Consider the following 20,931-nt stretch of genomic DNA (forward strand, 5'->3'; position numbering starts at 1 on the left):
AAGAATAACCGTCACCGTCGTCAAGAACCGACAAACACGAGGTGGGTACGCGCACTGACGAGACCTGCCACCGCGTCGGGCATGCACTCCTCCGGTACGTCGACGACGACGAGTGCGCCGGTGCTGCGCATCATTCGCTCCGCGACATCGAGACGGGTGAGGACGTGATCACGCTCGCTGGACCCGGTCAGCCATACCGTGGAGCTTGCCCTGGCCTCGTCGACGATGGCTGTCGCCTTCTCGTTCCACGCAGATTCGACGTCCACGGAGACCACCGTCGTCGTCGGGTCGTCGCGAAGATCCGACGGGGCGAATCGGTCGGAGAACGATCGCCCACCGTGTTCGATGGGTCGGGCGAGGATCCACCGAGACACATCGATCGGAACTTCCGAGTCTGCACGGACCTGCGCATAGGTCGCGATTCCTTTCCACGCGACATCGGGGGCCGATTCGAGAAACCGCTCGAGGCCGACCTTCCCGGCGCGCGTCATGTACGCCACCATCAGTTGGTCCACGGGTAGATCCATCCGCTGTGGGAAGGACTCCCACCACTGTTCACTTCGCACCGCAATCTGCTGGAGGTGCTCCACCGCGGGGCGACGAACCCGTTCGTACTCGGTGAGAGCATCGCCCACGGTCGCCGCCGACGCCAATGCGGCATCGAGCGCGATGGCGTCCTCCATGGCAAGTTTCGTTCCCGATCCGATGGAGTAGTGCGCGGTATGGGCGGCGTCCCCGAGAAGAACTAGGTTGTTCACCGCCCATTTTCGACACTTGACGGTTCGGAACTGCATCCACCGGGTCCGGTTTCCGATGAGGCTGTGATCCTCAAGAGTGTCGGAGAACGCTCTCTCGAGGTAGCGCAACGACACCTCGTCACTGTCGGCCTGGCCCGTGGCAGCTGTCGTGACGTCGAAGCCCGCCCGGTGCCATGTGTCGAGATCGGTCTCAATCAGAAACGTACTGCGATCTGCCGCATAGGGATACGCGTGTGCGACGAACGTACCGTGCTCGGTGGTGACGGGTAAGAATATGGCGCTCGGCAGCGCGAAATCCGTTCCGCACCAAAGGTAGAGGCCGGTTCCGGTGGTGATGTCGGCACCGAATCGGTCGTCGGCCGTGCGAGTCGCGCTGTTGATTCCGTCCGATGCGATCACGAGGTCCACCTCGAGTTCGGCGGGTTCGCGGCGTTCACCGAATTCGAGCCGAACTCCGGCGTCGCGGGCTTGCTCCTGCAACACGGACAGCAGAGACGTCCGCGCTATCGCGAGGAGATCACCATGAGCCAAGCGGGCCGTTCTGTCGCCGACCTGCATGGACATTTCGTGCGAATAGGATTCGGCGACAATTGCATCGAGCGATCTGGCATCGGCCTGCCGAAGATTGCGTTGCGTCCGTGACGCCAGACCGACTCCGAAGCCGAACGTGGTGTCCGGCGAACTCTGTTCGTACACCGTGATCTCCGCGTTGGGGTTGGACAGTTTCAACAGTCGTGCGGCGTAGAGCCCGCCCGGGCCTCCACCGATGACTGCGACGCGGTCGAGTTTCATGGTTGCCTCTCGAGTTTCGCGGCGATGTCGAGCCGCAAACGCTTCTTGTCGATCTTGTTGACGTTGGTTCGGGGAAGGGCGTCGACCCATTCGAGGCGCTCGGGCCACTTGAACTTGGCCACTCCGAGTCCGGTGAGGTGTTTCTGCACGTCGGCCATCGTCAATGGAGCTCCGTCGGAGACGAGATACGCGCACGTCTTCTCGCCCAGTCGAGGGTCGGGCATCGCGACCACGGCTGCTCCCACGATGACTGGATGGTCGAGGAGGAGAAGTTCGACCTCCTCGGCGTTGATCTTCTCACCGCCGCGGTTGATGAGGTCCTTGATGCGACCCTCGATGCAGACGTACCGCTCACCGTCGATGACCGAGATCGACGCCAGGTCGCCGGTCCGGTAGAAGCCGTCGGAGGTGAAGGCAGTCCGATTGTGTTCGGGGGCAGAGAAATACCCGGTGATCGTGTACGGGCCTCGGCAACACAGTTCACCGACTTCCCCGTCGGGTAACTCGATTTCCGTGCCGGGGTCGAGGATGCGGATCTCGTCCTCGGCGCAGACGGGGGTGCCGACAGTGGTGATTCGGGCGTCGCGCGGGGCGGCGACCGGGGTGACGGTGAGCAAGCCCTCGGACATCCCGAACAGCTGACCGGCCCAGTGCCTTTCGCCGTCGTCGACGCGGTCCATCAGAGCCGGTGACACTTTGGCTCCGGACAGGATCACGTGGCGCAGACGTTCACGCACCCGATCGAACTCGGGGCTGAGTACCGCCTGGTAGTGACCGTGGCCGATCAGCACCTCGGTGGCCTCCGCGCGCTCCATGAGGTCGAACGCCGATCCGACGTCGGCGGTCGCGAGTACGAGACACGCGCCGACAGAGTGCGAAGAGTGCAGACCGCAGGTAATCCCGGCGTTGTGCACGATGGGGATCAAATGGGCGACGCGGCTGGCCGAGGTCCATTCGAGCCGTTGGGCGTACATGAGTGCGTTGTTCCAGTACTCGGCGTGGATCCGCGGGATGACCTTGGGCACTCCTGTTGTACCGCCGGACAATTGGAATGCAACCACATCCTCGGGATCCGTCTCGGCCTCGATGGCCTCGACGACGGCTCGGGCATCGCGGGGATCGATGTCGCGGCCGAGGTTCTCCAGACGCAGTTCGCCGTTCTCCGCCGCCCCGACGGTCAGCACGTAGCGAACGGTCTCGCTGCCTGCGGCATGTTCGTGGGCGAACGAGACCAGATCGAAAGACGGCAGGCCGGCCTCGACGATATGCGCGACCGCGCCCACCGCGGCACCGACGTGAGCGATCTCGTGCATTCGATGCGCGGCCAGTGTGGCGACCGGAACCAGTCCGGCCTTGACGCAGCCGTACCAGGCCAGCACCGTCTCCAGCCGGTTCGTCAGCTGGAAAAGCACAGGATCCAGGCGCGTCAGGCCGAGTCGAACCAATCCGGCAGCGATGGCGTCGGTGCGACGGTCGAGTTCGGTGAAGGTCATCGCCCCCTCGGCGCTGATGATCGCGAGCCTGTCGGGATACCGAAGTGCGACGTCGCGGAACCGTCGACTCGTGGGAACCGAACTCCACGAACCACTCCGGCGGTAGTGCTGTGCCCGGTCCTCCGGGTATCTCACCAGCCGGCCGTCCCAGTCCGAGTGGGTCGCGTCGGTGGTCACCGTCATCGCTGGGCCACCGCGGGCAGCAATCGGGAGATCTCCAGCGAATGATCGGGGTGGTCGGCCGGGACGATCCCCGAGTAGACGGCCGTCCAGCATCCGGGGCAGCAGAGTTGACGGAACACAATGGGCGTGTCGACGTACTCGGCCGGGTCCGAGGTCACCTGCGGCCCCGCCGCCGAGGACGGTCCCTCGTAGCGAGCCAGATCCAATACGCCGCTGCTCTTCTCGTCACCGAGGAGCCGTCCGCACTGTGCGCAGGCGATGACCCGAACGTCCCCGACGGTCACCTCGGACAGGTTGTCGTCGAGCCGCCTGGCCAGCGAGAGATCCATGATGGGAGCGTCGGAGTGCTGGGTGGAACGCGTGCGCCGGTCGTCGATCATGTCTCGACGTCGCCGTGCAGTTGCTGCCTCGTCGACCTTTCCGGCGTCGATCACCACGCCGTAGACGACGTTCGCCCCCTCCGCAGTGACCATGCCCTCGCGTAGGTCCACGACCACGGCCGCGGGATCGCGGTGCAACGGATCTCCGTAACCGCCACCTCCTTGCCAGTGCATGTACAGCACCTCACCGGGAGCCACATAGCTTTCGGCGTAGCACGCTCCGAACTCCTTTCCACCTCCGAGTTCGTCGAGGGCCCCGGGGATCTTCCCCGCCGCGAACTGCTCGATGACGTCGGTACTGCGAGCCAGGATTTCGAGTCCGGTGTTACCCGGGTATCCGCCGGCGAGACCGTTGTTCTGCGACACCGCTTTGCCCGCAGATGCCAGCACGAGGCCCATCGGTAGCGACGTGCCGTAGGGGGTGACGGCGAGCGATGCACTGACGCCACCACGTTGGCGACCGGGTCCACCGGAGTCGGGCTCCTCGCGACGCCACAGTGTGAGCAGCGGATAGAGGAACTCGGTCATTTCCGTGTCGGGGATGCGGCCCATCGGAATACAGAAGAGTCCGCCGGTATCCATACCGTCTGCGGTCGGGCGCGCACCGTAGCCGCCTGCCATCGGTTCCATCATGATGTTGAGGAACGGAACGGGTTGTTCGCCTCGCTCGTCGAGACCCGCGATCACCGCTGTGTCCCAGGTGCCGCAACACGCAGCTTGCACGCTCTTGCCGAGGTCGACCGATCGGTCGAGCATCTGCGACAGGCATTCGGCAATGAGTGTTCCCGTCAGCCACGCGGGTCCGATCGGACCACGGCTGACCGCCGCCGGGAAGCTCGCGTTGTTGATGGTGCCCTCCTCGGACACCAGGTCGAAGCATCGCATCAATCCGCCTGCAGACCAGGGAATGTCACCCGCGAGGATCGGAAGCAACGCGAGCATGACGCCGCCGCGCATTCCTGCGTACGTGCAGTTGATGACGCCCGTCTGCTTGTCGGTGCCGGTGAAGTCGAACGTGAGATGGTCGTCGGTCTTGCTCATCGCGACGGTGATCTTGTGAACCTCGCGGTCACCGGTGTGCGACTGGTCCTGGTAGCCGGTGGCCTTCCAGGTCCCGTCGGGTAGCGAGGAGAGCTTGCTGCGCAGACGCCCTTCGGCGTCGGTCATCATGCGCTTCATGACGGCTTTGACGGTGTCGGCACCGTACTGCTCGATGACGGCCAGCATGCGGTTGCGGCCGACGGTGTTTGCGCCGATCTTGGCACGGAGGTCGAGCCCGACCAACATGGGAACACGGGAGCGTCGTACCCAGAGATCGGCGACGTCGCGCTGTAGCTCGTAGTCGCGGACCACCTTGACCGGTGGCGTCGGGAGCGATTCGGAGAACACGTCTTTCGCCGACGGATCGAACGATCCGAGGCCGGAGCCACCGAGGTCGGGTTCGTGGCAGATCGCGCTGGTCCAGGCGAACAGTTTGCCCTCGTGGAAGATGGGTTGGTAGACGATGACGTCGCTCTGGTGCAGGCCCCCGCCGACCCAAGGGTCGTTGCAGAGGAACATGTCGCCCTCCGCGATTCCCGGGTTGGTGGCGCGGTGTTGCAACGTCCAGTAGATCGCGAGGTCGACGGCTCCGACGAGCATGGTGTTGTAGAGGCCGACCTGAACCTCCTGTCCCAGTTCGTCACTGATCGCGAAGTCGAAATCGTTCGCATCGGTGACGATGGGCGAGCCCGACATTCGTTTGAGTGCCTCACCCATCTCGTCGGTGACCGACCAGAGTCGGTGCCGGATGACCTCGTAGGTCAACGGGTCGAGGTCGTCGATCTGCTGTTGGGTGACGGTGTGCACCGGCAGAGTCGGCGGCAGGGTGCGGGCGAGGGCGTCGGGGTCGACGGGGCGGGACGAGAAGATCTCGGACCCGGGAATTGCGGATGTCATGGTGCGGTTCTCCTGTGGTCTCAGCCGGCGACGATGTTGAGGTTGCCGAGGCGGTCGACAGTTCCGGTGGTGCCGTGCGGGACGACGACTGTGGTCGTCGGGACTTCGACGATCGCGGGGCCGGCGAGGACATGCCCGGCGGCGAGCTTGCTGTAGTCGTAGATGTCGGTGTCGACGTAGCCGATTCGACCGTCCAGGTTGACTTTTCGAGAGCCGATGCGTGCGACCGAGGCGTCGGCGGAGTCTGCGGACTTCAGTTCGGGCAGGGTGGGCGAGAACGGCAGGACGCCCGTCGCTCGGACGCGATAGGTGATCGCCTGAATACCGGCTTCGCGGAATCCGCTGTCCTTGCCGTACAGATCTGCGTATCGCTGCTCGAAGAGATCGGAGGCATGTGCGACGCTTGCCGAGTCCAGCGAGCCCTCGGGAACGGTCGTCGCCACCTCTGCCAACTGCATCGTGTAGCGCATGTCGATCTCACGTTCGACCTCGATGCTGGTGAACGACAGCCCCTGTCGACCGAGGGCTTCGCGGACGCGTTTCTCGAGGCCCTCGAAGTTCGCTTCGGCGCGGGCGGGGTCGAGCGGCATCGCTGCCGGGTCGGACAACTCGGCCGCGAGCACGATGTTCGACGAGGCAAGACCGTAGGCCGAGAACGCCGATGCCACCTGCCCGAGCGGAACGATGACTTCCTTGACGCCGACTTCTGCTGCATAGGCAGCGCAATGCGATGGACCGGCACCGCCGAATGCGTAGAGAACGAAATTGCGCGGATCGTGCCCGGCTTCGACGACGGTCTTGCGCAGAAGGTCACCGGTCTGAGCGTTCTGCACGGCGTAGATCGCGGCCGCTGCGTCCTCGATCGACAGACCGAGCGGCTCGGCGATACGGCGTCGAATAGCCTCGCGCGCAAGCTCTTTGTCTAGTGGTTTACGACCGCCGAGCAACCCGCGTTCGGGGAGAATGCCGAGGACGAGATTGGCGTCGGCATTGGTGGGTTCGGTGCCGCCCTGCCCGTAGCAGGCAGGACCGGGTACCGCCTGGGCGCTGTGCGGCCCGATCTGGAGGTTGCCACCCGCATCCACCCACGCAATGGCACCGCCGCCGGAACCGATGGCGTGCACCTGCAGGGTGGGGACGTTGATCGGGTGGTGATTGATGATGGTGCTCGATGCGCGTACGGGTTCACCGTCGACGACCAGGCCGACGAGGAAGGTGGTTCCGCCGACGTCGGTGGCGATGATGTTCTCGTGACCGAGCTGCTTTCCGAGTGACACGGCTCCGACCACGCCACCGGTCAACACGGACCCGACTGTGCTGATGGCGTTCTTCGGGGCCTCGGCTGCGGCAACGGCGCCACCGTTGCTCTGCATCACCAGGAGTGGGCCGGCGAGGTCGAGGGCACGCAGCTTGCTTTCCAACGAGCCGAGATAATCGCGCAATCTCGGGCCGATCTGAGTACTCATGATCGTCGTCGCATTACGGGCGAACTCACGGATGCGCGGGCTGACCTCGGAGGACAGCGAGACGAACATGTCGGGCGCGATCTCTCGGACGAGTTCGCGAATACGCAGCTCGTGCACTGGATTACGGAACGACCAGAGCAGCGAGACCGCGATGCCGGAGACACCGTCATCGACGAGGCTGCGGATGGCGACACGTGCGGACTCCTCGTCGAGGGCAACGACGACGTTGCCGTCTCGATCGAGCCGTTCGGTGACCTCGAGCGCATGTCGCTTCGGAACGAGACCGTGGGACTTGCTCTGTCCCAACACGTTCTGCAGTTGCTCGGGTGAACCACCGAGATAACGGCCTTCGACGTTCATGATGTAGATCGAATCCCGATGCCCCTTGGTGGTCAGGAACCCGACCGGCGGGACGTTGCCCATCACCAGAGCATTGAGCGAGGACGTGGTGCCGTGTGCGATGTGGTGGGTGTTCGCGAGCATTTCCTGCACCGAGCATCCGAGTTGCTCGGCCAACGCTTCGAGAACGTCGATGACGCCCTGGGAATAGTCGGGTGGAGTCGAGGGCGCTTTTGCAGCGACCACCGTGCCGGAACTGTCGTCGAGTACTGCGTCCGTGAACGTTCCGCCGACGTCCACTCCGATCACATAGGTCATGCCGGTGTGCTCCTTAGGTCCGAGTCGAAGACGTTCTGGCGTGTGAGAGCGAAACACCCTCGAACACTGCTTACGTCTACGTCGAGTATTCGACGTGACCGACGACATGTCAAGCAGGAATGTGAGTGCTGTCACCTCCCCTGATACTGCCCGACTCGACTCCCCGATTCGATTCCCCTGGTCGAAGCCGCTTGACGAATCGTCGCTTACGTCGAATACTCGTCATCAGCGTCAATTAACGAAAGGCAGTTCATGAGTATTCATCGTGTCGGCTTGGTCGTCCCGAGCTCCAACGTCACCGTCGAGACGGAGATGCCCGCATTGTTGGCGCGACATCGAGATGCCCGGTTCTCGTTCCACTCCTCGCGGATGCGCATGCAGGCCGTGTCACCGGAGCAACTGCGAGCGATGAATGCCCAGCGCGAACGGTGCATCCTCGAGTTGGGCGATGCCGGAATCGACGCCGTTCTCTACGCATGCCTCGTCGCCCTCATGGTCGCCGGGCCCGGGGAACACCAACGCGTCGAGGGGCTCATCGCGGAGCAACTCGCGACCGGCGGATCCGATGCAGCCGTCAGGTCGAGCGCGGGCGCTCTCGTGGAAGGCCTGCGCGCTCTGGACGCGAAGAACATCGTTCTCGTGACGCCGTACATGCGACCGCTCGCAGAGAAGGTCGTCGAGTACATCGAGGCCGAGGGCATTCGCGTACTCGATTGGCGTGCACTGGAGGTGTCCGACAACGCCGAGGTGGGCTGCATCCCAGGCGAACGAGTCATGGACGCGGCGCGGTCGTTGGATCTCGCCGGCGCCGACGCGCTGGTGATCTCCGCGTGCGTACAGATGCCATCCCTACCGCTCGTTCAGGCTGCCGAGGAGGAGTTCGGCCTCCCCGTTCTGTCGGCCGCGACGGCAGGTGCCTACAGCCTGCTCCGTGCGCTGGGCCTACCCGTCGATCTACCGGACGCCGGCTCACTGCTCCGGGCCGACGCCGTCGTCACCTCGTAGATCGTCACTTCGTAGAGAGGAAAATCTCCATGTCCGACTTGCCACACAAGGTTCGGGGCGTCGACCACGTCGCCTACCCCACTTTCGATCCGGCGGCGACGGTCGAGTTCTATCGCGACGTTCTCGGCTTCCCTGTCGTCCATTCCATCTGCGCAGCAGGGTGGGGCCCGGAGAAGCATCCCGATTTCATCCACTTCTTCTTCGACATCGGCAACGACGACCGACTCGCCTTCTTCTACTACTTCGGTCTCGAACCGTTCGACGGTGGACCACAGGGTGATTCGTATTCACGTTTCGCCGAGGACGTACCGATCTTCTTCATCCGCTCGCGTCATCTGGCGATTCACGTCGACAGCGAAGCGGACCTGATGGAGTACCGGCGGCGGCTCGACGGCAGCGACTGGCCCGTGGAGATGCAGATCCAACACGAGACGATCGAGTCCATCTACACACACGATCCCAACGGCTTCATGATCGAGCTCACCCGCGCGATGCGTCCGGTCACACCACAGGAAGATCTCGACGCGAACCTGACGATCGACGCCCTGATCGACGTCGTTCGCGGACCCGACCCCAGCATGGCGAATCTGTTGACCCGCAAGGCCGAGTTGATCGTCGAGCGTGCGGCCGACTGGTCGGCCGAGAACGAGGTGGGGGTGTCGTGACGACTCTCTACGTACTCGACATTCCCGAGAACACAACGATCGCTTCGGTCGCGGACATCGATCCAGCCGTACGCGTCGACCACGTCGGCCCGTACTTCCGCATAGTTTCGGATGGGGACATCGTCATCGATCGCCGGGCCACCGGATGCAGGCATGCGGTCTGGTACAGCAGCATCTCGGGCCTGTCCGAGTCTCGAATCACGCAGTGGGACAAGGACGCTTTGCGCGTCGAGCGGTCATGACCCGTCTCGGTGCCGGTCGCTACCTCGAGGCCGCCGAGGCACCGGCGAACACCGTCACCTCGACGCATGAGCTGACCACTGCCGACGGTGCCAAGGTCAGCGGAGTGCTGAGAACGGTTCCCGGTGCCGACGTCGTCGTTGCGTTGATGCACCCGCGCCAGGATCTGACGCATCACGTTCTCGTGCCCGAGTTGCTTGCCCGGGGATACGCGGTGTGGACCCAGGGGACGCGTTCGGTGAACAACGACATCTCCCTGGTGCACGAGCAAGCATTGCTCGACGCGGCCGCCGGGCAGGTGTTCCTACGCTCACGATCGTTCGATCACGTTGTGACATTGGGGCACTCCGGTGGCGGCACCTTGTTCGCGTTCTACCACGAGCAGGCCGGTCTCGCCCCGGAGAATCGGCTGACGGCAACACCTTCCGGACGGCCGATCGACCTCGCGTCCGCACAGATGCCGGTGCCGGACGGTGCGATGTTCATGGCCCCGCACCCCGGACAGGGTGCGCTGCTGCTGCGACTGATCGACCCATCCGTCGTCGACGAATCGGACCCCATGTCCATCGACCCGGCACTCGATCCCTTCGATGCGGCCAACGGATTCGCCGATGCACCCGAACCCTCCTCGTATTCGGAGGATTTCGTGGGCCGATATCGCGTCGCTCAGCGCGAGCGCGTCGCTCGGCTGGACGCACTCGCGCGGTCACGGGTCGCCGAAGCATCCGAGGCCCGACGGCGTTTCAAGGTCAGCGGCGAGGCCATCGATGGTCGAGATGCTTTGGCACCTCGCATATTGACCGTCTATCGCACCGACGCGGACCTCCGATTCACCGATCTTTCACTCAGCCCCAACGCCCGACCCTACGGTTCGCTGTTCGGGCGGCGTCCGGATCTGACGAACTACGGACTCGTCGGCTTCGCGCGCTTGTCCACCCCGGATGCCTGGTTGTCGACGTGGTCCGGTCTGAGCTCCAACGCCGACTTCGTCCGGTGCGCCCCGTCGGTGACCGTCCCGTCGCTGTTCGTCGAATTGACCGGCGATCAGGCGTGCTTCCCGGAGGACGCGTCGAGGATGGCCGAGGCTCTGGGCTCGGTGCACAAGACCCGCGTGGCGATCGAGGGCACCCACTTCGGTGGTCCCATTCACGATGGCGCGCCTACCGGTGCTTCTCTGGCCGCCGTCGATATCGATGCATGGTTGTCCGAACACTTCACCTGACCCTCCTGCGAGCGGAAACACATGTCACGTAACACTTTTTCTCCCGTGGTTGCACTCTGCCTGGCGGCGTTGACGTTGGAGGGGTACGACCTTCTGATGTACGGAACGGTGGTTCCGTCACTCCTGGCATACGAGCCGTGGGATCTGGATCCGGCCACGGTCGGTGTCCTGGGGTCCGTGGTGGGAGTCGGGATGCTGATCGGAGCCCTGGCCGCAGGCAGCATCGCGGATCGCTGGGGTAGGCGACGCGCCTTGATCGCCGCGGTCGCAATGTTCTCGGCCGCAATGGGCTGCTGCGCAATCGCGCCCTCGCCCGAGATGTTCGGAGCAGCGCGGTTCGTCGTCGGCGTCGGGGCGGGAGTTCTGATGCCGACCGCAGCGTCGATGCTGATCGAATTCTCCCGCCTGGACACGAGAGCACGAACGGTCGCACTGGGATTCGTGGGCACCAGTGTCGGCGGTATCGCGGCGGGGATCCTGTCGCTGTGGCTCGTCCCGGCGTTCGGCTTCCGAGCAATGTTCGCAGCAGGAATGATCCCGGCGTTGTTGATTCTGCCGATGATGGTCAGATATCTCCCCGAATCTCCGGCCTTCCTGACCTCGCGAGGCAGGAGCGCTGCAGCACAGTCTATCTCGTCTCGCTACGGACTCAAGGAAGCAGTGGAGAATTCCGATGGTGACCCGAAATCGACCGATCGCGGAATCGGTGCACTGTTCACCGCGAACCGCGCGCGAGTGACATTGTCCTTCTGGGTGATGACCCTGCTGTGCCTCCTCGTGTTGTTCGGCGTCGCGACCTGGTTGCCCGCTGTGATGCGATCGGCCGGGTACCCGCTCGGCGCGGCGCTGTCATTCCTGCTGGTGCTCAACGTGGGCGGTGCAGTGGGAGCTCTCGGCGGTGCTTATCTGGCCGACCGGTTCGGCATCAAACCGGTGACTACCCTCGGATTCCTTTGTGCAGCGGTGTCGTTGGCACTGATCGCAACCACTCCCCCGATCGGGATCGTGTACGTTCTGGTGCTGATCGCAGGAATGGGAACGACCGGGACGCAGATCCTGCTGAACACCTTCATCGGTGGCTACTACCCCGTGTCGTGCCGGACCACAGGACTGGGCGTCGCACTCGCGGTGGGCCGACTCGGCGCGATCGTCGGTCCCACTTATGGTGGACTGTTCGTGGCCGCCGGTGCCGGAACCAGCACTCAGCTTCTGGCTTTCGCCTTGCCTGCAATCATCGGAGCCGGGGTGACGATCCTGATTCCGACGGGACGAAAGCTGCGTAGCGGCCAGGCGTCTACGTCGGAAGGTCAACTGCATGCACCTGACGCAAGATGATTCCGCTGATGATGGGGTTCACTTGCCGGTCCAGATCGGATCGCGCTTCTGCATGAACGCCATGATTCCCTCTACTGTGTCCGCCGACCGGCTCAGTGACTCCAGGGCTTGTTCACTGAGCTCCCAGCTGCGGGCTTCCGTCTCGATCACGCCGTCACTGATTCCGCGAGCGACGCGCTTGCTCGCCTGAACCGCGAGCGGTGCGTTCGCGGAGATGACGTCTGCGAGGGCAAGAGCAGTGCTCAGCACATCGGCCTGCGGAACGACCCGGTTGACCAATCCCCACCGGAGCGCGTCCTGGGCGCTCATGGCGGCCCCCGTCAGCAGTAGCTCCAGCGCGACGGCACGCGGCAGGGCCGTGGTCAATCTGAATACTCCGCCCGCACCGGCGATGAGACCGCGTTTGACCTCGGGCAGTCCGAAGCTCGAAGTATCCGCAGCGACAACGAGATCGCCGGCCAATGCAAGTTCGGTCCCACCACCGAGTGCACTACCGTTCACCGCGCAGATCACCGGCTTCGTGATATGGTGCTTGACGATTCCGGCGAAGCCCCAGTGCGCGGTGTCCGGTGGAGTCACTCCGGCGGGTCCGGCCGTTCCCAGGGCTTTCAGATCGGCTCCGGCACAGAAGACTTTGTCGCCTGCACCCGTCAACACCACGACGCGGATGTCGTCGGTCTTCTGCGCACGCTCCCACGCCGCGCCCAAACCGCGATGCACATCGGCGTTGATGCTGTTGGCCGCCTCCGGCCGATCGATGGTGACGACGAGGGTGTGTCCCCGCACTTCGGTGAGTACCACTTGGGACACGTCGATCCTCATTTCTTCGGGCCGTGAGACCTGAAAACACTAATTCAGACAGTCACTGTCTGCAATGGTTCGGTCGTTCATCGGCTAGCTCAACGCTCGCAGGACGGTGTCGACGATCAGTTTCGAGTGGCTCACGGCGGCGCGACTTCTCGCGCCTGCGTGCGCTTGCGAGAACAGCGCACGTGCCAATACCGCACCCGTCACGAGTTCGAGCAGCAACGTCGTCGACGTGCCCTCCGGTAGCTCTCCTCGCGCAATCGCGCGGCGGACGATGCGCCGGGTAGTGACCAAGCGGCTCTGATTGAGAGTCTCGGTGAGATGCGACAACAGGTCCGGATTCACCCTCGCGTCGAGAGTCACCCGCAATGAGACCAAGCCGGAGAGCTCTCCGTAGCCGACGGCCAATTGCTCCGCGAGTTCGACGAGGTCACCGCGGACCGATCCGGTGTCGATCGGCGTGGACAGCGGCGACCGGGCTTCGAGCGCTTGAACCAAGAGCTCTTCCTTGTCGGCCCAGCGGCGATAGAGCGCGGCTCTGCCGACCTTGGCCCGCCGCGCGACTGCGTCGAAGGTGAAGCCTCGCCAACTGGTTTCCCAATACACCTCGAGCACAGCGGCATACACGCGGTCCTCCATGTCCGCGTCACGGGGACGTCCCGGTCCGCGCGGAGACTCCTGAGACATGACTGCATCCTCTCACCCGTCTGCCTACCGGACTCCACGGTTACGTGCAGAGGTCGACGGCAAGGTTCCCTTCGTTGTCCACCAGGTCGATTCGGCGTCCGACGGCCGACTCGTTCCGCCCGGACACGAGGTCGTGAAGCGTCGCTGCGAATTCACGTCCGGCTCGGCCCGCCACCCGCGCCCCGTCGCCTGTTGCTGCAACGACGAACGCTTGCTCCGGCAGGCCGCTGCGGTCGTACGTGACCGTGGCGGTCTCGATCGTCGCCTTCCCCGAGTAGCCATGCGCGACATGTGCCGGCGTGCCCGAGGAGTCCACCGGCTCCGGGTCGCCGATGTATCCGTCGCGATGAGCTGTCGTGGCCAGCAGCACCACATGCTGATACGTCAGGTAGCCGCCGTTCGCATGAACCAACGCGACTCCTGAGTTCTTTCGCAGCAGCCGCGTCGACTCCGCTACAGCGTGGAGCGAATAGCTGCTCAACGGTCCGCCGAAGAACGAATGTCCGCCCAGGACAGTGGGAGTCGCGCCCTCGGCCAGGCCCAGCTCGTCGGCCAATAGCTCCGGCACGATCGGGAAGCAGCTGTACGCGTCGACGAATGCAAGGTTCGCACTGGTGACATCGGCTCTCGACAAGGCGCGTTGCACGGCTGCACGGAGAGCCGAGCTGTCGTCGAAAACCCGGCGCGCCAACACATCCGGATTGTCGACGGCACCCGCACCACCCCACAGGTACACCATCCGATCCTCTGCCACACCGGCTTCGCGAGCGGTCGCCAACGAACAGACCAGGACCGCAGCTGCTTGATCGACGAACGGCATGGCGTTCATCGACAATGGATAGCAATCGGACACAGGCCGGTTCGACGACGTGACAGTGCCGATGTCCTCCGGCGTGCGAAAGACAGGACTCCACGCAACAGGATGTTCGGCCGCGATTGCCGAGAAGCGGGAGTACATGTCGGCCGATTCGCGCAGTGCCTGTTCGGGGGTCAGTCCACGGCTGTGAGCACGGGCGTTCTCGAAGAGCGGGTAGATCTGTACCGGTGCCAGGATTCCTGCTCGTTGCATTTCGGCGCTGCCGAGGTCCTCGGGCGAGAACGACGGAGGGCCTCCCGGTGCGGTGGTCCAACCCGACTCACCGGGGTCCACACCCGCCTTCATCAGGGCGCGGACCGAGGCCTGCGCCTCGCCGCCCACCACCAGTGCTGCAGTAGTGAGCCCTTCGGCGATGTCTCGGCCTACCTGGTCGAGGAGACGCGCAGGGTGGTGCCCGCCGATGGTGCTGGTCGACCGGGAAGTGAGGGTGACGCCCAGCCGCTCGGCAACCAGGGATGGAAGGTCGTCGTAATTCCAGCTCGTGGTGCGAACAGCGTGCACAGCGTCGAGCTTGTGCTTCAGGCCGTGTGCCCCAGCGTCATCGATCGCTGCGTCCACAGCGCGCAGAACGAGCTCGAGAGGTTCAATGGCGCTCTGTGCAGGCCCGACGCCTGCGAACTTCAGGTCACCCACACCCACGATGACTGGGACTCGTTGCGCACTGATGGACATGCTCACAGCATATACAGACAGGGATTGTCCGCAATTCCGACTACTCGATCTCGCACGACGACGTGGGCCTTGGCCCCGCGCAGGTTCGGGTGGCCATCGGCCTGATTCTGGGGTCGCGTCGGTCCGGCTACGGCTCTCCCGGTCCGACGATCCGCATGCCTGTGGGCGGCACTTCTTTCACAATGAATTCGTCGTGGACGTCGGTCACAATGGCGACGTAAAACACATGCTGACCGTCGATCCGAAGGTGACAACCAATGCTGAGGCCTTCGAGGCGTGGGATGCGCTGCATGACAGGCTCTCCGCCGGCGATTTCGACCCCCTCGTGTAAACGCGCGGCCTCGGCCAAGACGGCGCGCTGGACTACACCGCGGTCGACCAGGTCGTCATCGTCCGTCAGAAGCAACTCCGAGACTGGCTCGGTGTTGACGAACGGAACCTCGAACCTCAACGTCTGCGGCACACCATCTTCGGGCGGTGGCGGGGTGTACGGCTGGTACACGATCCGATACGCGGCGATCGGACGGTGGGAGTCTTGTTCGAGGACGAACCACCAGTACGACTGGTGCGCCGGGACGCTACCGCTCAACGCCGAGCCACCGGGTGCAGTCGCTTCCAAGAACTCGTCGTAACCGAGCATATCCGCGGTGCCGCCGTGCGCGTCGCGAGTACGCGCGTGAACCTCTGCCAAGTCGGCCTCGAACAGTTGCACCGGGTAGCGGTACTTCCTCCCTGCGATGACCGCGTGAAATTCTTTCAGCGCATCGGTGTGCAGGTCGCCCGCGATCCACTCTGCAATCTCCCGTGTGGTCACTTCCTCGACTGGGCGCGCGGGTTCGGGGAATCCCCGAAAGATTCCATCGTGGTCAGCGCTGTCTGCGAATGACTCGAAGTCCATGTTCGCGATGGACAGATTGTTCTCCACCGACCACATCTCCGATGGGATGACACGGAAAGCCCTGCCGCGGGGTCGCTCTGAATAGTCGGGGCCGGTGTAGACGGCAACAATCGGCATTTCAGGATTGGTCACAGTTTCGGCGTCGACGAGAAATGCATAGTAAGGCGGTGGCTCGCCGATGGTTTCGAGCAATCCCTCGACGGTCATGCCGTCGTTCTCCGAGTTGTCGATGCAGGTGAGGTAGGCGGCGAATTCGGAGCCGTCACCCTGCGGTATCGGGGCCATAGCGGCGACCGCGACTGCGCGCCAGGCGTCGTCGTCGCTGAAATCTGTCCGGATCAGCAGCGATTGGTGTTCCAGATGATCAGCAAGGACCCGCCCGGTTCCGAGGGTGGCGAGCACCTCTGCTTCACGACGGTCGTGCTCCTCCGCGGCGAGCTCGGCAACGATCTCTGCCGCCTCACGCTCGGGCGGGTCGACGGCAACGATCGACTCGACGATTCGGATGCAGTCGCCCTCGTCCATGTCCTGGTAGCTACGAATCTCATAGGTCCAATCACCGATGGACTGCCGGTAGCGTTCAGGTGTCGAGTCGTTCGGCCACTCGAGGGTCGGCTCGCCGATAGCGTTTGTCCAGCGGCGCAGGGTGAACTGAGGCGCGTTCCCGCCGATCGACAGACTGAGCTCGCCGGTACGCGGATTGCCCGACTGCACCTGAACATACGTCTGCAACGGCAGCCATGTCGGGATCGCTTTCGGAATACCATCCAGCGCACGCTGCCGTTCTTCGTGCTCGCGGCGCAGCTTCTCCATCTCGTCTTCGGCTGGGCGTGAGGGGCCTGTCCACTCGAACAGATTCGGATCGAATGGCTCGTCGAGGGTGGGGTGCTCGAGTTCGATCCAGTCTTCGCCTCTCTGCCATCGAAGTGCGACACCGAGTTCGGCATCGAACACGTAGACAGCCTGATCGTTCGCATGTTGGTCGAGCGCGGTGACTTCCCATCCAGCGCGACCGCGGACGGTCACTTCTCTGGGCGCACCGGGAGCGACGAACCGCTGATGGTCGAACCCGTGCGAGGATTTGGGCGGGAATGTGTCGTATGCGCGCAGCAGTTGGGACGGGAGGCCGACCCCCATGACGGCATAAACGGTGTGGGGAGACTTGACGGCGTGAATCATCGTCCCGTCGGCGTCACGGGACCACCTGTCGGTGGCATTTTCGATGAATGTGGGCTCTCCGGAGGCGTTTTCGTGTCGCCACGTCTCGTCCGGTATGTGCATCACCGTTTGCCGGGATCCGTCGGAATGGTGGACGGTCCCTCCTACGGTGCGTCCCATAGTGCCGTAGTTTGCGCCTCGGATCTGTTCCCACGTCGGAGCCATGATGGAAAAGTACCCGACCACACGGTCTCTTGCCTATCGAATTCCAACGAGGCGGTTCGCTGAGATCCTCCCCCTTCGTCGCCGCCACGGTGGCGTTGGCATCCAAGAGATAACACTGGGACAACGGTTACCGAATTGTCAGGGGACGTTGACGGGTTCCGCGTCGACGTCGCTGATCACGACGTCGGCTCGGTCGGTATAGAAGGCCACGTGACGTCCGATCATTGCCACCGCAGGGAAGGGTGCGTTGTAGGTCCAGACGACGTCGGCGACAGTTTCGGATTCGGCGGCGACGCTGAAATACTCGGCATCGCCCTTGAACGGACAGTAGCTGGTTGTGGCGCTCTTGCGAAGCAGACGTGTATCGACGTCACGCATCGGGATGTACTGAACTGCAGGGTAGCTCGATTCGATCAGGGTCAGGGCGTTTCTACTGTCCGCCACCTGTTGCCCGTTGATGTGGACGGTCACCCGCCCTTCGGTGGGCTCGACGGTGATCGGGTGCTCGGCGTTGGGTTCGAGGACGACGCGTTCGGACACGGTGCATGCCTTTCACTTTTCGGGTCGTGCTGACGGATGATTCAACCGCAACCCTGGACATTTTCATCCCTGCGGCAGGCTCCTTCTTTCTGCACTTGGCAACGCGCCGACCGATGGTTCCCTGCACCGTCCGATCTCAGCACCCACACTGCTGTACGGAAGCAGTGGAGCCCGGTCAACCTCGGCATTGCAACCCAGAAGCGAGCCCTCCACTCTTCCAGTCACGTCAACGACCAGCGCCTCCACCGCGATCGGTCTCGGACTCTCGATCCGAACTCGCCGCGATGTGTGGACGATCCAGAGCGATACGGTTGCGGCCGTTGCGTTTTGCAGTGAAGAGAGCAGCGTCGGCGGCGGCCAGTGTCCCGTCGAATATCTCCCGGGAAGTGCTGCGGTCCATGTGCGGCAACGAACCGCCGATGCTGACCGTGATCGCGATGTCGTCGTCGACGTTGTGTACGGCACGACGCAACCTGTCTGCGAACTCGCCGAGGGTCGGCGTCGGGTCCGGAACGAGGACGACGAATTCGTCGCCGCCCAGTCTTGCGACGACGGCGTCCCGGCCGGCAGACATGGTCAGACGCATCGCGGTCAGTCTCAATGCCACATCACCGGCTGAATGGCCATGGTGGTCGTTGACCGCTTTGAAATGGTCGATGTCGATCAGCAAGATCGCGGGGTGGACAGCGCCGTCGCCGGTGTCGAGCGCTCTGGCCTCGAGGCCCCTCCGGTTCAGCACTCCGGTCAACGGATCCGTCATCGCATCGGACAGGTGTACCCGAGAGGACTTCAACACCGCCCGCGAGTACGCCGACAGCAGTGTGACAGCGCCGTTGATCACGATGACGGCCACCAACATTCGCAGGACGATCGATACGGTGTCGGTCGAGGCACTTGCCAACGCCCGGGCTCCGAGTCCGAGCACGAAGACGGTACTCCACACGACGTGAAACCAGATCACTTTCGGTCGGGCGAAGTGGGCAGCGTACGCACCGACCAGCGCCAGCAGCATCGCGCCGTGAAGCGCCGCCAACGGGTCGGAATACGTTGCGGTCACGACGGTGACACCGAGTTCGCAGTACACGACGAACCAGTTGTTGACCGGTGCCCGGCGTGACCACAAGTCCATCCGGTAGTCGGCTTTGCTCATGATCCATGCAACGGGAATCGTGCTGATGCACACGGCGTAGGTGAGCACGGTGCCGAGACCGTCGGTGGGGCCGTCCTGCGTGAAGGTGGTGCCGATGCCGACGAGCCCGAACAGCAATGTTTGAACGACGACGCCTATTCGCAGCAGCGGGTCGGGAGATTCCTGGTACGTCCGAGCGTCCGCCGGAATGTCGGTTGCCGTCGTCCTTCCCGGCGATTCCCGGTGTCTACCCACAGGAACCGTCTCGCGTCATCTCCGTTCGCCACCGCAGACTGGCTCGGATCGCGTCGCCGACGCTTGCCGTGAGTTCGGCGACCGTTCGCTCGGAATCGATCTGTGCAGGTTCGACTTCCGTTGTCGGTCGGCGAACCGGCTCGCTCGAGCGCCCGGTATTCGGTGATCGGCCATCGATCCCCAACCGAAAGGCACTGGGCGGGGCCATACGGATTGTGGGAAGGCGTTCGGCGTTTCGTGTCACTGCAGAACAATCGATGGTGAGCAGCATTCGATCGTGGCGCACGAACGTCTGCTTGTCTGCAATGACAACGTACAAGCCGTCGTTCGCCTCGGCACGCGTGGCCAGTCGCGTGAGGACCCGACGAATACGTTGCTGACACTGCGTTCGGTCCGAGGACACGACCAACGCGGCACCTGACACCGAAGATCGCGTGTGGCGGGCCTGCTCCGTCAGGCTGGTCCACGCGGAATCGTCGTCACCACCGAAATATGTTCGCAACAGCCAAAGTTCAGAGTTGTTCGTGCCGTCGGGCATGGTGATCCAATCCGAGAACGACGGGTGCAGCGAACCGCACGATCAGATGGAAGAAACCGTCCGCAATTTCAAAGGCACGTTGTCGGCGAGGAATGCGAGTTGATCACCGATCACCGAGGAGAACAGGGGTTCGACGTACGGATCGAAATGACCGCCTGAATAGGTGCGTACCGTGGCTTTGCGAACTTTCGCCGCGGCGCGTTCCGCGACGGACGCCGGGGTGACGGAATCCTCGGACGCGATCTGCACCAGCGTTGGGCAGTCGATCGCAGACATCGTGCGGCCCGGGGAATACCGCCAGATTTTCAGCAGTATCCGCGCCGCCACGGTCTCGGGGTAGTCGCCGTCGGTCAGACCCGACTCGAGGACCAAGCGGTCACGCCCTTTCATCGCGTCGGGTGAGACCATCACAGCGCGGGTGCCAGGTAGCCCGACACTGTCGACGTAGTGCGGCGATCGCCCGAGGGCGGCGCGGATGCTGTCGGTGATGGCGGCCGGAGCCAGCCTCAACGCCTGCCTGAACCCGGTCGCGCGAACAGCGGCGATGCCGTCGATGTGGGGCACCTGCGCGATGACCGCTGCAAAGCGAACGCCGGTGCCCGCCAACGTGAGTACGTGGCCGCCGGCGAAGGACGTGCCCCATCCGACGATTCGGTTCTCGTCGACGCCGTCGAGCGAGCGAGCGAAGTCAACTGCGTGTCGCCAATCGGCAAGCTGCGAACCCACGTCCAACAGTTGGCGCGGTTCGCCCTCACTGTCGCCGAAGTACCGATAGTCGAAGACGCAGACCACGTAGCCGGCCTCGACGAAACGCTCGGCGTACGCGTACAGGCGCATCGCCCTGGGTGAGCCGAATCCGTGTGCCATCACGATTGCCGGCCGTGGCCTGGCGGCGGTTACAGCGGGACGAAAGACCGTTGCCGCGCAACGAACTCCGTCCGACACGAACGAGGTTTCGGTACGGGTGAAGCCGGTGTGTTCTTCGGCGGTCATGCGTTTGTCTCTCTGTTC

Annotated in this window: 16 protein-coding genes; 5 read left to right on the forward strand and 11 right to left on the reverse strand. The window is 63.8% G+C overall.

Annotated features, from left to right (window positions below; all coding sequences use genetic code 11):
- Window positions 1-20: 20 nt before the first annotated feature.
- The 4 genes from AB0366_RS01000 to AB0366_RS01015 are packed head-to-tail and all read right to left on the reverse strand — an operon-like array spanning window position 21 to window position 7,667.
- Window positions 21-1,550: an FAD-dependent monooxygenase gene (locus AB0366_RS01000; RefSeq protein ID WP_366242363.1), complete on the reverse strand. Its 1,530-nt coding sequence runs from the start codon at window positions 1,548-1,550 to the stop codon at window positions 21-23.
- The gene (locus AB0366_RS01005; protein WP_366242364.1) at window positions 1,547-3,226 is read right to left on the reverse strand and encodes an AMP-binding protein; all 1,680 of its coding nucleotides are present in this window, start codon (window positions 3,224-3,226) and stop codon (window positions 1,547-1,549) included. The genes AB0366_RS01000 and AB0366_RS01005 overlap by 4 nt, the downstream gene beginning before the upstream one ends.
- A complete protein-coding gene (locus tag AB0366_RS01010) occupies window positions 3,223-5,544 on the reverse strand; it encodes a hydantoinase B/oxoprolinase family protein (RefSeq protein ID WP_366242365.1) in 2,322 nt (773 codons plus the stop codon). The genes AB0366_RS01005 and AB0366_RS01010 overlap by 4 nt, the downstream gene beginning before the upstream one ends.
- A gap of 20 nt (window positions 5,545-5,564) precedes the next feature.
- The gene (locus AB0366_RS01015; protein ID WP_366242366.1) at window positions 5,565-7,667 is read right to left on the reverse strand and encodes a hydantoinase/oxoprolinase family protein; all 2,103 of its coding nucleotides are present in this window, start codon (window positions 7,665-7,667) and stop codon (window positions 5,565-5,567) included.
- 252 nt (window positions 7,668-7,919) lie between these two features.
- Here AB0366_RS01015 and AB0366_RS01020 point away from each other — a divergent pair, with 252 nt between their 5' ends.
- Genes AB0366_RS01020 through AB0366_RS01040 form a run of 5 tightly spaced genes read left to right on the forward strand, consistent with a single transcriptional unit; the run spans window position 7,920 to window position 12,134 of the window.
- Window positions 7,920-8,672 (forward strand): maleate cis-trans isomerase, encoded by a 753-nt coding sequence (locus AB0366_RS01020; RefSeq protein WP_366242367.1) that lies wholly within the window; start codon window positions 7,920-7,922, stop codon window positions 8,670-8,672.
- Between the two features lie 29 nt (window positions 8,673-8,701).
- Window positions 8,702-9,337 (forward strand): VOC family protein, encoded by a 636-nt coding sequence (locus tag AB0366_RS01025; RefSeq protein ID WP_366242368.1) that lies wholly within the window; start codon window positions 8,702-8,704, stop codon window positions 9,335-9,337.
- Complete coding sequence (locus AB0366_RS01030) at window positions 9,334-9,579, forward strand: hypothetical protein (RefSeq protein WP_366242369.1); 246 nt, start codon at window positions 9,334-9,336, stop codon at window positions 9,577-9,579. Before AB0366_RS01025 ends, AB0366_RS01030 begins: the two co-directional genes overlap by 4 nt.
- Window positions 9,576-10,799 (forward strand): alpha/beta hydrolase, encoded by a 1,224-nt coding sequence (locus AB0366_RS01035; RefSeq protein ID WP_366242370.1) that lies wholly within the window; start codon window positions 9,576-9,578, stop codon window positions 10,797-10,799. Before AB0366_RS01030 ends, AB0366_RS01035 begins: the two co-directional genes overlap by 4 nt.
- A 45-nt stretch (window positions 10,800-10,844) precedes the next feature.
- Window positions 10,845-12,134 (forward strand): MFS transporter, encoded by a 1,290-nt coding sequence (locus AB0366_RS01040; protein ID WP_366242371.1) that lies wholly within the window; start codon window positions 10,845-10,847, stop codon window positions 12,132-12,134.
- An 18-nt stretch (window positions 12,135-12,152) separates the two neighbouring features.
- On the opposite strand, the gene AB0366_RS01045 is transcribed toward AB0366_RS01040, so the two are convergent.
- The 7 genes from AB0366_RS01045 to AB0366_RS01075 all read right to left on the reverse strand — a co-directional run bounded on the left by AB0366_RS01045 (window position 12,153) and on the right by AB0366_RS01075 (window position 20,913).
- On the reverse strand, window positions 12,153-12,944 hold the full coding sequence (locus AB0366_RS01045) for an enoyl-CoA hydratase-related protein (RefSeq protein WP_366242372.1): 792 nt from the start codon (window positions 12,942-12,944) through the stop codon (window positions 12,153-12,155).
- An 84-nt stretch (window positions 12,945-13,028) separates the two neighbouring features.
- Window positions 13,029-13,628, reverse strand: a complete 600-nt coding sequence (locus tag AB0366_RS01050; RefSeq protein ID WP_121870590.1) for a TetR/AcrR family transcriptional regulator — start codon at window positions 13,626-13,628, stop codon at window positions 13,029-13,031.
- Between the two features lie 40 nt (window positions 13,629-13,668).
- Window positions 13,669-15,177 (reverse strand): acetyl-CoA acetyltransferase, encoded by a 1,509-nt coding sequence (locus tag AB0366_RS01055; RefSeq protein WP_366242373.1) that lies wholly within the window; start codon window positions 15,175-15,177, stop codon window positions 13,669-13,671.
- Window positions 15,178-15,304: 127 nt separating this feature from the next.
- Complete coding sequence (locus tag AB0366_RS01060) at window positions 15,305-17,413, reverse strand: hypothetical protein (protein ID WP_366242374.1); 2,109 nt, start codon at window positions 17,411-17,413, stop codon at window positions 15,305-15,307.
- A 183-nt stretch (window positions 17,414-17,596) separates the two neighbouring features.
- Complete coding sequence (locus AB0366_RS01065; protein ID WP_366242375.1) at window positions 17,597-17,998, reverse strand: DUF427 domain-containing protein; 402 nt, start codon at window positions 17,996-17,998, stop codon at window positions 17,597-17,599.
- Window positions 17,999-18,224: 226 nt separating this feature from the next.
- Window positions 18,225-19,382 (reverse strand): GGDEF domain-containing protein, encoded by a 1,158-nt coding sequence (locus AB0366_RS01070; protein ID WP_366242376.1) that lies wholly within the window; start codon window positions 19,380-19,382, stop codon window positions 18,225-18,227.
- 580 nt (window positions 19,383-19,962) lie between these two features.
- Window positions 19,963-20,913, reverse strand: a complete 951-nt coding sequence (locus AB0366_RS01075; RefSeq protein ID WP_366242377.1) for an alpha/beta fold hydrolase — start codon at window positions 20,911-20,913, stop codon at window positions 19,963-19,965.
- Between the last annotated feature and the right edge of the window lie 18 nt (window positions 20,914-20,931).

The sequence above is a fragment of the Rhodococcus sp. NPDC076796 genome (genome assembly GCF_040702765.1).
Lineage (GTDB): Bacteria > Actinomycetota > Actinomycetes > Mycobacteriales > Mycobacteriaceae > Rhodococcoides.